Source organism: Rhizomicrobium sp. (assembly GCF_056722145.1).
The window spans coordinates 1-13,012 of record NZ_JBWZET010000140.1 but is presented as its reverse complement, the minus strand read 5'-3'; the positions used below and the strand labels follow the sequence as shown (position 1 = coordinate 13,012).

Here is a 13,012-nt window from a genome sequence, read left to right as displayed (position 1 = left end):
GGTGACCACACTGGTCGCGGTGTTCGGGAAGAAGGCGCCGGCGCAGGTCGAACCGATCTGGCCGCCGGAGAGATCGTTGAGCGCGTGACCGACCAGGCCGAACTGGTTGGAGGTGCCGAACGCCATCGGCACGCCGGCGACCGTCATGGCGCTGGTCAGATCGACGCCGAACTGCTTGGCTATCGAGCGCTGCATCTCGGCAACGCGCACCTTCAGCATCACCTGTTCCGACGAACGGATCTGCAGGACATTGACGACCTTCTTGGGATCGCCCGAGAAGCTGGCGGCGATATCGACAGCACGCTGCGCTTCCGCCGCGCTGGCAACGTGGCCGGTCAGCACCACGGTGTCGTTGATCGCCTGCGCCTTGATGTCGGTATCGGGGAACGAGGGCTTGATCAGCTTGGCAAGATCGGTGGTGTCCTTCTCGACGCGGATGTCGATCGAGGCGATCTGCTTGCCCGCTCCGTCAAAGAAGAACGCATTGGTCTGGCCGCCCTTCTGGCCCATCAGGAAAATGCGCCGCGGCGTGCGTACCACGGCATCAACGATGGCGGGATCGGACACCAGCACGTCGCGCGCGTCGGTATCGATCTCGACCACCACGGCCTTGCCGAGACCGAGGGTGATGCGCTGATGCGCCGGCGATACGCCGCCGTGCGTCGACACCAGCACCACCCGTGCCGAGGCCTCATCGGGCGGGGCGGCAGAAACGCGTTCGGCCGCGAACAAAACCGCGGCCATGCCAGCAAGCGCAACGAGGATTTTTCGCATCACTGCACTCCTCCGCCGCCGCTCACCCTGCGTAGGTGGCCGTAGCGGATCACCGTCACCAATCCCGCTTGTTCGCTTTCGGCGGCGGCCGGGTTCTTGGCATCGGCCGTTGCCTTGCTGTCGTCGCCGAGACTTCTCAGCGTCAACGACAGGATGCCCATTGCCTGCGCGGTTGCCACCGTGCGGGCCTGATCCTGCGTCACTTCCAGCGTCACCGTCTTGATCTCGGCCACTGCCTTCTGATCGGGCTTGTCGGCCGATTGATCGATCGCGACGACGCGCACGTCGGCGAGCACGGTGCGGGTGATGCCGCGCCTGGGGCTGTCGCCGGTCACCAGCGTCACCATGATGTCGACGCGGTTGTTGGGCAGGATGAAACCGCCGGCGACCGAAGCTACCGACACCGGAATCGAAACCGCGCGCATGCCCGGCGCGATGGTGGCGGCCATGAAGCCGGCGCCCTGGCTCTTGACGATCTTGGCGTAGGTCACCGGCTCGCCTTCGACCATCGGCGCGCGCACTACCATGCCCTCCACCAACGCCGCTGGCGTGGTGCCCGGCGTCTGACGGATGAAGCTGGCATCGACGGCCTTCTGCGGCCATGCCTCCCAGCGCACCTGTTCGGCGGTGACCGGACGGCCGGGATCGAGACGGGTGGCGGCAACGAGAATCTGCGTCAGGGCGACGGGGGCCGGCTGCGGCTTGGCATCGGCCTGCTTGGTACCGCCACCGACGAAGCCGCGGACCATGAGAGCGATCACGCCCGCAGCACCTGCCGCCAGCAAGAGAACGACCAGTCTCCGCGTGTTCATGATGAGGCTCCCTTTCACTCTATCCGAGCATGGAACCCTTTAGAATTTGCTTAATGAGGTGCTGAAAAGTGCCCGGAAAACAGGGGTTAAGCTTTGCTTTATGCGAGTCCCGCGAGGTGCAGTACTTGCGCCGAGGGCAGGATCGCGAGGGCGCCGGCAGCGAGCGCGACACCGTAGGGAATACCGGCGCGATGGTCGTGCAGACGGGCAATCCAGCCTTGCCGGATCAACAGGGCCGGCAGCGGCACGCGCCGCATCACGAGCAGCAGCAGCGTCAAGCCGCCGCCGATGAGTGCGGCGATCAGCGCATAGGAGAGCAGGTCGCCGAAGCCGAACCACAAGGCGGTGACGGCGAACAGCTTGGCGTCGCCGCCGCCGATCCAGCGCGCCGCAAACAGGGCGAACCCGGCGGCCAACGCTACCAGTGCGGCAGCGATATGGCCGCCCCACGCCGCCGCCGGCAATCCGGAGATCAGCGCGAACACCACGAACGCCGCGGCAATGCCGAGCGAAACAAGATTGGGAATGGTATAACTCGCCAAGTCCCAGCCGGCAGCAAGCGCCAACAGCAGCGGCAGGACCAGCATCACCAGAAACGCGCTCATCCGATCACCCCAAACGGTAACGGCCGCCTCGCGGCGGCCGCCCGGAATTTCGCCCGGTGAAGGCGGTATTCAGCCCCCGATCACCGTCGCGTTCGATCACGACGCTTAGAGGGCGGTCGCAATCGCGTTGAACTTCGTCGTCAGGTTTGTGCCGATCGCCTGCAGAGCGGTGATGATCACGACCGCGATCAGCGCAGCAATCAGACCGTATTCAATCGCCGTCGCGCCGGACTCATCGCGGACGAAACGCGCAAAAAGGTTGTTCATGAAAACCTCCACTTGTGGACACCCTAGGATCCGCGGCTCCCCCGTTTTGCGACGGTTCGCTGCCAGGACGGGTAAAAGCTTAGGCGCGGAGGTTTAACGAGCCCCTAAATGGCTGCGGCGGCTTTCTGGCTGTTTGTATCGCAATGATACGAAAAACCCCATTGCCGCCAAGCCGTCGTACTTAATTTTTCAGAACTGTTTACCACACCCGCAAAACTTCGGCTCCGGCCGCACAAACCCTCGCAGGTTGCGAACCGGCCGAGGGCGCAAAAATGCGCGCTGAAATTGCTAGAACACGCCCGGCAACAGGCGGAAGCGCACATGACGGGAGAAGTCGCGATAGGCTTCGTCCTGCATCAGCACCTGTTCCTCGCGCAGCATGCGCAGGATCTGCACGCTCAAGGTGGTGACGTACAACAGCGCCGTCGCCGGCGTCGGCATGCTGAGGAAGAACCCGATATGGGTGATGGTATAGCCGAGATACATCGGATGGCGGACGAAGCGGTACGGTCCCAGCGTGACGACGCCGCGATTGGCGGCGATCACCCCGAAACTCCGCCCCAGCACGATCTTCGCACTGAGTTGAAGGAAGGTGCCGAGCACCATGACGGCAAAGCACAGCGCCACCGGCGCCAGCGGCACGGCGATTGTCGGACGTACCAGCAGCGGCAGGGTCACCCCGGCCATCCCCAGCAGCCAGTCGGTGGGCCGCCGCGACAGCGTTTCCGACTTCGGCCGCAGCATGATCAGCACGAACGGAATGGCTTCCGCGACCACCAGAAGGATGTCGAGGAAGCTCGTGGGGCGATCGGCGCCGGCGAGCATGAACCACGCGAACCGCAGGAATATCACCAGTACGAACGCGCGTTCGCAGCTGTCGAGAACCAGCGCCTGACGCGACAACGTCAGCGGGCTCCGGCCTTTGTCTGCTTGCCCCATCACACTCTTCCACTGCGCCATGGGGCGAGGATGAAGGCGTTGTCCTCAACATTCGGTAAACCGCCCGGCCCGCAGGCCGAACATTTCCTTCAGCGCCCATTCACCACTTTCAGCGCGACGACACTCGCGGGTTGCACCGCTCCCCAATACTTAAGCAATTGTTCACGGCAGCGGCCTAGCCTCGCGAGCGAGTTCACGCGGGGACCGTTGAAGCCATGCGCCGCACCATTCTTGCCGTCCTTCTCAGTGCCGCTGCCAGTGTCGGCGCGAGCCAGGCGGGATCGGCGATGAGCGTGCCGCTCGACGAAGTGCGCGTCGTCACCTTCGCCAAGCCGGTATCGACCCTCTACGTCGGCAATCCGGTGATCGCCGATGTCATGATCATCGACAGCCGCCATGCCTTCGTCCAAGGCAAGGCCTTCGGCTCGACCAACGTCGTTGCCCTCGATGCCGCCGGCAAGCCGGTCGCCAACCAGCAGATCGTCGTTGCCGGCAAAAGCGGCGGCAGCTCGACGGTGACACTGCAGCGCGGCCGCGAGCAGACCACCTATGCCTGCGCCGCCAACCGCTGCCAGCCATCGCCGCAGCCGGGCGATTCCGCCGGCGCTTTCGACGCCGCGACCGATCAGATCACCAAGTATCAGGGCCTGATCACCCGCGCCGCCGGCAGCGGCCAATAGTTTCCATCGCCGCTAGCTCTTGACGCGCAGATTGGTGATCTGCTGCGCGATATCGCTGAACGCGTTCTTGAGATCGGTGCCGGTGGCCGGAAAGAACGCGTGTGCGGCATCGGTGGCGCAGCTCGTCAGCACGTCGATCGCGGTGGTGTCGCTGCCGACATCGAAGCCCACGGTATAGACGATGATGCCTTTGGCCTTCATCGCCGCGCACAACGCCTTGGCCTGGGCAATCGACGAGCCGTTGGGGGCGTTGCAGCTGTTGTGATACTGGGCGGAATCGCTGCCCGAGCCGGCATCGGCGGCAATCACGCCGTTGCAATAAGGCGTGTTGAAGGCGCCATCGGTCATGATCACCGCGAACTTCATCAGCTTGGCGTCGCCATAGGCGCCCGGCTGCGAGGCGCTCGGCCACAGGGAACCGAAATTCGGCGACAGCAAATACCAAGCCCAGGCGATGCCGACATGACCGGCGGTGGAACCCGAGGCGGAAAAGCCGTCGATCGTGCTTTCGAGCGTCGTCTTGTCGGTCGACAGCGGCGTGATGGTCGAGGCCAGGCACGGATTGGTCGACGCCGCAGGATAGTTGCGCCCCAAGGGCGTCGTCGACGGCGGATTGTCGTTGTAGGCATCGCTGGTGCGTTCGGTGACGCAACTCGACACCTGGAAGGTGTTGGTGGTGCCGGTGGCGCTCTGGAAATTGTAGTACTGGCAGCCCGGCTTGGTGCACCACACCGTGCCGCCGCTGCTGTAGGAGGAATAGCTGGTGCCGTTGATGCCCGACAGCGCAAAGCCGTTGGTCGTCTTGTTGGTGACGGTGAAGACCTTGGCGTTGAGCTGGGTCATGCCGCCGACGTTGGTGATATAGACGACATCGCCATTGTTGAAGGTATGGCCGGGCGCGGTGACCACCACCGGATTGGTGCGGCTGGCACCGGTGATGGCGAGGCCGGCGGCAATCGCGCCGCGCGCCTGATCGGCATAACCGCCGACATTGACCGCCATCGAATAGGGCACGATCGCCACCTTGGAATAGGTCGGCGACTGCTGGCTCTGCACCACCGTCTCGATCAGGTTCTTGGCGGCGGATTTGAGATCGGTGAGGCGCGAGCCGGTCATCGAGCCGGTGATGTCGAGCGCCATCGCCACCTCGATGTTCATCGAATTGCGGGTCACCACCACCGAGGACGACACCGGCACGCTGGAAAGGCCGACAAGCTGCATCAGCACCGTCGGCATCGGCACGCTCGAGGTCAGCGTGAAATCCTGGCCGTTCTGGGCCACGCTGACCGGGCTCGGTGTGCCGAACGAGGTATCGAGGCCGTAGTTGGCGTTGAAATAGGCCTGCGCCAAGGAGGTGGAATCGGCCTGGGAAAGATTGCCGGACGCCCCCACCGCCAGTCCCGCCGCATCGAGCGCCTCGGTCAGGCTGGCGCGCACCAGCACGCCGCGGGCGTAATCGATCGAAGCCCCCGCCACGATGGTCAACGGCACCAGGGCGATGGCGTAGATGAAGGCGAGATTGGCGCGGCGGTCGGCCCCGAACGCGCGCACCAGGGTGAAGAGTTGGCGCAACACGGACATGGCATCAGCTCCAGGTCGGGAGCCGATCATCCAACAAACGGTTGCGCCATGCCTGAGTTATTCCGGGCAACGGTTAGCGATCCGTTAGCCTTCTCGGCGCAATTCGCCTGAGCCGTGCGCACGCGTTACTGGCTGACACGCAGATTGGTGATCTGCTGGCCGATGTCGGTGAAGGCCTGCTGGATCTGGCTCGAACTGGTGAGGTCGTAATATTTGCTCGAATCCGAGGCGCAGGCCTGCAGCACCGACGAATTGCCCTGGGCGCCGTTGATGTCGACATAGACCGCATAGATCACAAGGCCCGCCGCCTTGGCATTGGAGCAGACCAGTGCCATGCGGGCATCGACATCGCTCGACTGGCTGGAGCCGTTGCCCGACCAGCGGTTCTGGGTGTTGAGACCGTCGGACAGAATGATGAGCACGCGCTGGGTCTGGTCGGGCAGCGCCGGCGGGTTGAGCGGCGCGCCTTGAGTCAGCGAATGCCAGCCCCACACGAGGCCGATCGTCTGGTTGGTCGAGCCGTTGGCGGTCATGGCGTCGATCTTGTTCGACAGCGACGTCCAGTCGTAGGTCAGCCCCAACACCGTGGTCGCCGGACACGACGGCGAATTTTCCGCTACCATCATCGATCTGGCGATCTGCGGCGTCGGCGTCGCGACGTTGACGTCGTAGTCGGATCCGGTCGGCTTCACCGTGGTGCCGCGATCGGTAACGCAGCCGGCCCAGGTCGAGGTGTCGTTGGCGTGCCAGGTATGGCTCCAGCTGTTCCAGCCGGTCGAGACCGAATCGTAGCAGCCGTTCCAGTAATGGCCGGTGGTGGTGTCGCTGGGACAGATGTTGCCGTTGGTCGGAACGGTCGAGACGTCGCTGGCGCCGTTGGTGGCGTTCTTGACGCAATGGAAGCCGTCACTGCCGTCGCTCCACGGACAATACGAGCCCGGCCCGACATTCGACGCCGGCTTGTTGGGCGCGTTGTCGAAATCATCGAGGCTGAGCCAGGTCGCGGTCTTGTAGCTGGTGCCGATGTTGACATTGCGCGCGAACGGAATGATCGACACCAGCACGTCGCCGGGATTGGTGCCGGCGCCCTGCAGCATGGTGAGCAGCGAATGCGAGGCGCTTTTCAGGGCGCTCATCTTGGTCAGCCCGGTGCGGTCGGAATCGCTCATCGAGCCGGTGTTGTCGAGCACCAGGGCGACCCACAGTTTGGTCTGGCCGTAGGTCACGGTCGAGGTCGCATTGATGGTCCAGTTGGAAAATCCGACGGCGCGCAGCATGGTGGTGGGCATGGCGCAACTGGTTGCGAGCGTGATGGTCTGGCCGCTGACGCTGACGGTCACTGCGACCGGCGTGCCGTAGTCGGCGCTCTGGTGATAATTGGCGTTGAAATACTGCTGCGCCAGGGTCTGCATCTGGGCCGGCGTCTGGCCTTTGGCGCTGGCGACGGCCAGGGCGGCGGAATCGAGCGCTTCGCCCATCGCCGACTTGACCACCACCGAACGCGCATAATCGAGCCCGCCGCCGGTCGCCAATGTCAGCGGCACCAGCGCCAGCCCGTAGATCATCGCGACATTGCCCCCGCACGCGGCCATCAACCGGCGCAGCGTTGCGGACAAAGAACGCAGCACGTCCATCCCCTTTTGCGACCCTGTGCCACAATGAGGGCGAGCCCTTAAAGAATTCGTTCCAATTTGTTCGAGTTTTTCCGCTACCTGCTGTGTGGCCGTCATTAACCGGCGGTTCAGCATGCGGATCGATATCGCTTCGAATACAACGTCCGCGGGCGTCTAATGGCACGCTTCCGTCAAAGGGCGGCCGGGGTGTCGCGACTCATGATGAAGATGGCCGTGAAGCGGCGCCGGCGCGCCGCCAGAGCCGTGCGCGCCAGGCTGGTGCGCTCCCGCTCCGGCTCGGCCGCGATCGAGTTCGCCTTCGTGGCGCCGATCTTCTTCGTCTTCCTGATGGGCACGATGGAAACCGGCCTCATCTATTTCGGCAATTTCGTGCTGCAGAACGCCGTCAACGATGCCGCGCGCCAGATTCGCACCGGCCAGGTGGCGACCAATGGAACCTCCCAGGCGCAGTTCCGTACCCTCGTCTGCAACGAAATCGCCCCGGTGCTGGCGTGCGATTCCAACCTGCAGATCGATGTCGAGACTTTTGCCAATTTCGGATCGGCCAACGTCACCAATCCGATCCTTGCCAGCGGCGGGCTCGATCCGTCGCTCAACAACTGGGCGCCGGGATCGGTGTGCAGCGTCGTCCTGGTGCGCGCCTTCTACACCTGGAACGTGGCGACGCCGCTGTTGACGCCGTTCCTGGTCAACATGTCGAACAACAACCACCTGCTGAGCGCGGCCGCCGCCTTCCGCAACGAGCCCTACAACACCTCGGTGTCGGGATGCTGAGCGCGCGCACCTTCGCGAACGATCGCAGAGGCCTGGCGGCGGTGGAATTCGCCCTGATCGCGCCGGTGATGGTGATCATGTTCTTCGGGGCGACGGAACTGTCGAGTGCGGTCGACTGCAATTCGCGGGTATCGCGGGTGTCCTCGACGGTCGCCGACCTGGTGGCGCAGGAAACCACGGTGTCGTCGACCGACACCGGCAACGATTTCAGTGCCGCCAACGCGATCCTTTATCCCTATGCCTCGTCGAACGCGCGCATCATCGTCACCAGCCTGGTCGCCGATTCGACCGGCAAGGTCACAGTGGCCTGGAGCGACGCCCAGAACACCTCGCCGCGCAGCGCGCCGCCGTCAAACATTCCGACCGGCATCCTTCCCGCCAACTCGAGCGTGATCTATGCCGAGGTCACCTACGCCTTCACGTCGGCGGTGCCCTATCTCCTCGGCTCGGTCAATTTGACCAGCAGCTTCTATTCCAAGCCGCGCCGCAGCGTGAAAGTCGCGCACAGCTAAGCGACGTCGCGCGGGCGGACCGGCCGCATCAATCCTTCCTGCGCCACCGAGGCCACCAGGGCGCCGTCTCGCGAAAACAACAGGCCGCGATTGAAGCCGCGAGCGCCGGAGGCCGAGGGCGCGTCCTGTACGAACAACAGCCAGTCGTCGATGCGGAACGGGCGATGGAACCACATCGCATGATCGAGGCTGGCGAGCTGCACCTTGTTGTCGTACCAGCCGACGCCATGGGGCAACAGCGCGGTGCCGATGATCGACATGTCGGAAGCGAACGCCGCCACCGAGCGATGCAGCGCCGGATCGTCGGGCAACGGACCCGAGGCGCGAATCCAGGCCATTTCGCGCGGCGGACGCGGATCGGGATGGAGATAGGGCCTGGGATCGATCGGCCGCGTCTCGATCGGTCTGGGCCTCAGCGCCCAAGCGGCAAGCTCGGGGGGAACCTTGTCGGCGATGGCGGCGCGCAGGTCGGCATCGCCTTGTAAATTTTCCGGATCGGGGACCTCGGGGCGGGCGAAGGCGTGCTCATAGCCGGGCTCCTCCTTCTGGAACGAGGCTTCCAGCGTAAAGATCGGCCGGCCGTGCTGGATCGCCACCACCCGCCGTGAGGTAAAGCTGGCGCCGTCCCGCGAACGGTCGACTTCATAGAGGATCGGAACCTTGGGATCGCCGCCGCGCAGGAAATAGGCGTGCAGCGAGTGGCACAACCGGCCCTCGACAGTATGGTTCGCCGCCATCAGCGCCTGGCCCAGAACCTGACCGCCGAAGACGCGCTGCAGCCGGTCCTTGGGGCTGGCCCCGCGGAAAATGTTCTCTTCGATCTTCTCGAGATTGAGGAGGTCGAGCACCTCCTGGATGGGGGCCGTCATGGTTGCAAGGTACGCGGGTGCCGTGCGCGGGCGCAAGCCGCCGTCGATTCGGTTTGCTCGGGCGCCCACTTCCATATAGGTAACCGGCCGGAACCGGGCCCCGGATTGAAATTCCAAAGAAGAACATGGCCAACGAATTGCTTGAACGAGCCGCCCATCAGCGGCCTGCAACCACCAAAAGAGGCGCGCTGGAGCGCCTCTTCACCCTGATGTTTCAGGGCTTTGTCTATAACCAGATCTGGGAAGACCCGGATGTCGACCTGGCGGCACTCGACCTTAAGTCGCATCATCACCTGCTGACCATCGCCTCAGGCGGCTGCAACGTCCTCAATTACCTGGCGGCCGATCCCGGGCGCATCATCGCCGTCGACCTCAATCCCAATCACGTCGCCTTGACCCGGCTGAAGCTGGCGGCGCTGGCGGCGCTGCCCAATTACGAAGCCTTCTTCCGCTTCTTCGGCGAGGCCAACAGCACCGCCAATCGCACCGCTTACGACACCTACATTGCCGACCGGCTCGATGCCGAGACGCGCCGCCACTGGGAAAAGCGCAATCCCATCGGCAACCGGCGCATCAACATGTTCGCCAAGAATCTCTACCGCTACGGCCTGTTGGGACGATTCATCGGCATCCTGCATGCGGTCGCCAAGCTCAACGGCAAGCGGCTCGACGGCATGCTCGAGGCCAAGACGCCGGCCGAACAGCGCGCCGCCTTCGACCGGCTGATCGCGCCGCTGTTCAACAACAAATCGATCCGCCTCTTGGCCAAGAGTCCGGTGTCGCTGTACGCGCTCGGCATTCCGCCGGCGCAATACGACGAACTGGTCGGCCCCAATGGCAATGCCATGGCGGTGTTGCGCGAGCGCGTCGAGCGGCTGGCCTGCGACTTTCCGATTCATGCCAACTATTTCGCCTGGCAGGCGTTCGGCCGCGGCTACGACACCGCCCACCGCGAAGCGGTGCCGAGCTATCTGCGCGCCGACGTCTACGACACCATCAAGGCCCGCCTCGACCGGGTGGAAGTCCACCACGCCATGCTGACCGATTTCCTCAAAAGCCGGGATGCCCAGTCGCTGCACCGGTTCGTTCTGCTCGACAGCCAGGACTGGATGAGCCCGGCACAATGCTCGTCGCTGTGGGCCGAGATCGACCGCACCGCGCATGCCAAGGATGCCCGCGTCATTTTCCGTACTGCGGGCCCCGACAGCGTGCTGCCGAAAAAGTTGAGCCCGGCGCTGCTGGAGCCGTGGACCTATCTCGAAGACGAGTCGAAGGCCTTCCACGCCCAGGACCGTTCCTCCATCTACGGCGGATTCCACGTCTATGTCCGCAAAGGCTGAAGACCACAGCGATCTGATGGACCGTATCTACCGCCATCAGCGCTTCATCTACGACATCACCCGCAAATACTATCTGTTTGGGCGCGACCGGCTGATCGGCGAGCTTGACCTCAAGCCCGGCGCCCGGCTGGTGGAAATCGGCTGCGGCACGGCGCGCAATCTGGTCAAGATCGCGCGGGCGTTTCCCGAGGCGAAGCTTTACGGCCTCGACGCCAGCCACGAAATGCTGAAGAGCGCCGCCCACACGGTGGACCGTGCCGGGCTGAGCCGTCGCATTACCCTGGCGCACGGTTATGCCGAAAACCTGACGCCGGCGATGTTCGGCGAAACGGCGCCGTTCGACGCCGCGATGTTCTCTTACAGCCTGTCGATGATTCCCGATTGGAAGGGCGCCATCGGTGCGGCCTCGGCCAATTTGGCACCCGGCGGTACGATCCACATCGTCGATTTCGCCGACCTGACCGGGCTTGGCAGCGTCGCACGTACCGCGATGCTGGGCTGGCTCGGCCTCTTCCATGTTGCCCCGCGCACCGAGCTGATCGAACGGCTCGAACACCAACCCGGCGCCAGCTTGCGCCTGCTGCCCGGGCGCTATGCCTTTCTGCTCAGCGCCGGAAACATCAGCCTTTAAATTGTTGCGTCTCCATCACAGGCGCGGCCAAACGGCGGCTGCGGGCCGTCGGCGTGAATGTTGCCATCCCTCACGATGCGACCGTTGCGGGACTCGCGCGTACCAGCATCCGGACGCCGGCCGCTCTTGGCCGCTTGAGAGGGATGAATTCCATGAAGCGCACCATCTTCGCCCTGATGGCCACGACGGCCCTCGCCGCCATGGCCTTGCCCGCCGCCGCTGCTGAAAACGGCTGGTACATCGGACTGGGTGCCGGATGGACTAAGTTCGCTACCGTCAACGTCGCCGCCACCTCGATGCTGGGCTCGGCGGTTTACCCGCTGAAGTCCGAGGAATCGGCGCTGGTGGTGGGTTCGTTCGGCTACCGCTGGAACCATTTCCGCCTCGAGAACGAATTCGGTTGGGCCCACCACGATCTCGCCGTCGAGGGGATCGGCGGCACCAGCGGCCATTCCGAGCCCAAAACCTATTTCATGAATGCGATGTATGATCTGCCGTTGGCGCCGCACTGGTCGCTGAGCGCCGGCGGCGGCATCGGCGTCGGCATTGTCAGCATTGCGGCCGATTACGCCGGGGCGCGCTACCTCGCCAACAACGAAGCCCATTTCGCCGCCCAAGGCATCGTCGGGTTAACCTATTCGTTCAGCGACGCGATCGATGTCGGGGTCGATTGGCGCTATCGCCAGTTCTTCGGCGCCGACAATTTCACCTGCGGACCGGCCTGCCTGGCGCGCTATGAGGACACCCACGATCAGGCGGTGATGCTCAGCATCCGCTTCTTCATGTCGCCACCACCACCGCCTCCGCCGCCTCCTCCTCCGCCGCCGCCACCGCCTCCTCCGCCGCCGGCCCCGCCGCCTCCGCCACCGGTCAAGACGTTCATCGTGTTCTTCGACTTCAACAAGGCGAACTTGACGGAGGCCGCCCAGTCGGTGGTGTCCGAGGCCGTCCGCACCGCCAAGACCAACGGCATGGTCCGTGTCCAGGTGACCGGCCATACCGACACCGTCGGCTCCGATCGCTATAATCAGGACCTGTCGGAACGGCGGGCCCAGGCGGTCAAGGACGAAATGGTGCGGGAGGGCATGGACGGAGGCTCGATCGCCATTTCCGGCCGCGGCTTCCACGACCCCCTCGTGGCCACCGGTCCGGGTGTGCGCGAACCGCAAAATCGGCGTGCTGTCATAGACTTAGGCCAATAATCGGATCTTACGGCGGCAGCCGTGAGCCCTGCCGCCGCTGCCGCCTGGGCGGTGGAGTTGTCGCAAAGTTGGTACGTCCAGACGAAAATCTCCGGAAAAGTGTGCCTGCGCACTGGAATCAAAGCCGCAAAAGTGGTCATTCTCCCGCCCAGGTTGACGGTGCCTGCGGAAGACGTTCCGCCGGTTTACGTTGGCTCTAGGTAATAGAAGGGGGACCCCATGCGGTTTCGTCATCTGGCGCTCGCTGGCGCCGCATTCATTGCGTTGTCGAGCTCTGCGCTCGCCGTCGACACCGGCTGGTACGTCGGCATCGGCGCTGGTGTGAATCTTCAGCAGGATGTCACCAGCCGTCAGCTGTTCGATGGCAGCATCTCGTTTGATCCGACCTGGCG

At 64.2% G+C, this 13,012-nt stretch carries 14 protein-coding genes; 6 read left to right on the top strand and 8 right to left on the bottom strand.

What is annotated here, in order from left to right; translation table 11 throughout:
• The 5 genes from AC1P6P_RS07890 to AC1P6P_RS07870 form a co-directional block, all read right to left on the bottom strand.
• A partial coding sequence (locus tag AC1P6P_RS07890) for a pilus assembly protein N-terminal domain-containing protein (RefSeq protein WP_481401889.1) occupies nt 1-774 on the bottom strand: 774 nt, incomplete at its 3' end.
• Complete coding sequence (cpaB, locus tag AC1P6P_RS07885; RefSeq protein ID WP_481401888.1) at nt 774-1,586, bottom strand: Flp pilus assembly protein CpaB; 813 nt, start codon at nt 1,584-1,586, stop codon at nt 774-776. The genes cpaB and AC1P6P_RS07890, both read right to left, overlap by 1 nt.
• 98 nt (nt 1,587-1,684) lie before the next feature.
• Complete coding sequence (locus tag AC1P6P_RS07880; RefSeq protein WP_481401887.1) at nt 1,685-2,191, bottom strand: prepilin peptidase; 507 nt, start codon at nt 2,189-2,191, stop codon at nt 1,685-1,687.
• Between the two features lie 105 nt (nt 2,192-2,296).
• Nucleotides 2,297-2,458 carry a Flp family type IVb pilin gene (locus AC1P6P_RS07875; protein ID WP_481401886.1) on the bottom strand — a complete coding sequence of 54 codons (162 nt, stop codon included), beginning with the start codon at nt 2,456-2,458 and terminating at the stop codon, nt 2,297-2,299.
• A 288-nt stretch (nt 2,459-2,746) separates the two neighbouring features.
• Nucleotides 2,747-3,397, bottom strand: a complete 651-nt coding sequence (locus AC1P6P_RS07870; protein WP_481401885.1) for a methyltransferase family protein — start codon at nt 3,395-3,397, stop codon at nt 2,747-2,749.
• Nucleotides 3,398-3,612: 215 nt separating this feature from the next.
• Between AC1P6P_RS07870 and AC1P6P_RS07865 the strand changes: the two genes are divergently transcribed.
• Nucleotides 3,613-4,077, top strand: a complete 465-nt coding sequence (locus tag AC1P6P_RS07865) for a pilus assembly protein N-terminal domain-containing protein (RefSeq protein ID WP_481401884.1) — start codon at nt 3,613-3,615, stop codon at nt 4,075-4,077.
• Nucleotides 4,078-4,089: 12 nt separating this feature from the next.
• On the opposite strand, the gene AC1P6P_RS07860 is transcribed toward AC1P6P_RS07865, so the two are convergent.
• Together AC1P6P_RS07860 and AC1P6P_RS07855 are read right to left on the bottom strand one after the other, a co-directional pair.
• A complete protein-coding gene (locus AC1P6P_RS07860) occupies nt 4,090-5,658 on the bottom strand; it encodes a TadE/TadG family type IV pilus assembly protein (RefSeq protein ID WP_481401883.1) in 1,569 nt (522 codons plus the stop codon).
• A 125-nt stretch (nt 5,659-5,783) separates the two neighbouring features.
• Nucleotides 5,784-7,286 (bottom strand): pilus assembly protein TadG-related protein, encoded by a 1,503-nt coding sequence (locus AC1P6P_RS07855; protein ID WP_481401882.1) that lies wholly within the window; start codon nt 7,284-7,286, stop codon nt 5,784-5,786.
• Between the two features lie 204 nt (nt 7,287-7,490).
• Between AC1P6P_RS07855 and AC1P6P_RS07850 the strand changes: the two genes are divergently transcribed.
• Together AC1P6P_RS07850 and AC1P6P_RS07845 are read left to right on the top strand one after the other, a co-directional pair.
• A complete protein-coding gene (locus AC1P6P_RS07850) occupies nt 7,491-8,066 on the top strand; it encodes a TadE/TadG family type IV pilus assembly protein (RefSeq protein WP_481401881.1) in 576 nt (191 codons plus the stop codon).
• Nucleotides 8,060-8,578 carry a TadE/TadG family type IV pilus assembly protein gene (locus tag AC1P6P_RS07845; protein ID WP_481401880.1) on the top strand — a complete coding sequence of 173 codons (519 nt, stop codon included), beginning with the start codon at nt 8,060-8,062 and terminating at the stop codon, nt 8,576-8,578. Before AC1P6P_RS07850 ends, AC1P6P_RS07845 begins: the two co-directional genes overlap by 7 nt.
• On the opposite strand, the gene AC1P6P_RS07840 is transcribed toward AC1P6P_RS07845, so the two are convergent.
• Complete coding sequence (locus tag AC1P6P_RS07840; protein WP_481401879.1) at nt 8,575-9,447, bottom strand: acyl-CoA thioesterase; 873 nt, start codon at nt 9,445-9,447, stop codon at nt 8,575-8,577. The genes AC1P6P_RS07845 and AC1P6P_RS07840 overlap by 4 nt on opposite strands.
• A gap of 125 nt (nt 9,448-9,572) precedes the next feature.
• Between AC1P6P_RS07840 and AC1P6P_RS07835 the strand changes: the two genes are divergently transcribed.
• The 3 genes from AC1P6P_RS07835 (at nt 9,573) to AC1P6P_RS07825 (ending at nt 12,620) form a co-directional block, all read left to right on the top strand.
• The gene (locus AC1P6P_RS07835; RefSeq protein ID WP_481401878.1) at nt 9,573-10,787 is read left to right on the top strand and encodes a BtaA family protein; all 1,215 of its coding nucleotides are present in this window, start codon (nt 9,573-9,575) and stop codon (nt 10,785-10,787) included.
• A complete protein-coding gene (locus AC1P6P_RS07830; RefSeq protein ID WP_481401877.1) occupies nt 10,771-11,418 on the top strand; it encodes a class I SAM-dependent methyltransferase in 648 nt (215 codons plus the stop codon). Before AC1P6P_RS07835 ends, AC1P6P_RS07830 begins: the two co-directional genes overlap by 17 nt.
• A 152-nt stretch (nt 11,419-11,570) precedes the next feature.
• Complete coding sequence (locus AC1P6P_RS07825) at nt 11,571-12,620, top strand: OmpA family protein (protein ID WP_481401876.1); 1,050 nt, start codon at nt 11,571-11,573, stop codon at nt 12,618-12,620.
• The last annotated feature ends 392 nt before the right edge of the window (nt 12,621-13,012 follow it).

Coding starts and splice junctions, on each gene's coding strand:
- cpaB (WP_481401888.1), bottom strand. CDS start 1,586: ATGAACACGCGGAGACTGGTCGTTCTCTTGCTGGCGGCAGGTGCTGCG.
- AC1P6P_RS07880 (WP_481401887.1), bottom strand. CDS start 2,191: ATGAGCGCGTTTCTGGTGATGCTGGTCCTGCCGCTGCTGTTGGCGCTT.
- AC1P6P_RS07875 (WP_481401886.1), bottom strand. CDS start 2,458: ATGAACAACCTTTTTGCGCGTTTCGTCCGCGATGAGTCCGGCGCGACG.
- AC1P6P_RS07870 (WP_481401885.1), bottom strand. CDS start 3,397: ATGGGGCAAGCAGACAAAGGCCGGAGCCCGCTGACGTTGTCGCGTCAG.
- AC1P6P_RS07865 (WP_481401884.1), top strand. CDS start 3,613: ATGCGCCGCACCATTCTTGCCGTCCTTCTCAGTGCCGCTGCCAGTGTC.
- AC1P6P_RS07860 (WP_481401883.1), bottom strand. CDS start 5,658: ATGTCCGTGTTGCGCCAACTCTTCACCCTGGTGCGCGCGTTCGGGGCC.
- AC1P6P_RS07850 (WP_481401881.1), top strand. CDS start 7,491: ATGATGAAGATGGCCGTGAAGCGGCGCCGGCGCGCCGCCAGAGCCGTG.
- AC1P6P_RS07845 (WP_481401880.1), top strand. CDS start 8,060: ATGCTGAGCGCGCGCACCTTCGCGAACGATCGCAGAGGCCTGGCGGCG.
- AC1P6P_RS07840 (WP_481401879.1), bottom strand. CDS start 9,447: ATGACGGCCCCCATCCAGGAGGTGCTCGACCTCCTCAATCTCGAGAAG.
- AC1P6P_RS07835 (WP_481401878.1), top strand. CDS start 9,573: ATGGCCAACGAATTGCTTGAACGAGCCGCCCATCAGCGGCCTGCAACC.
- AC1P6P_RS07830 (WP_481401877.1), top strand. CDS start 10,771: ATGTCCGCAAAGGCTGAAGACCACAGCGATCTGATGGACCGTATCTAC.
- AC1P6P_RS07825 (WP_481401876.1), top strand. CDS start 11,571: ATGAAGCGCACCATCTTCGCCCTGATGGCCACGACGGCCCTCGCCGCC.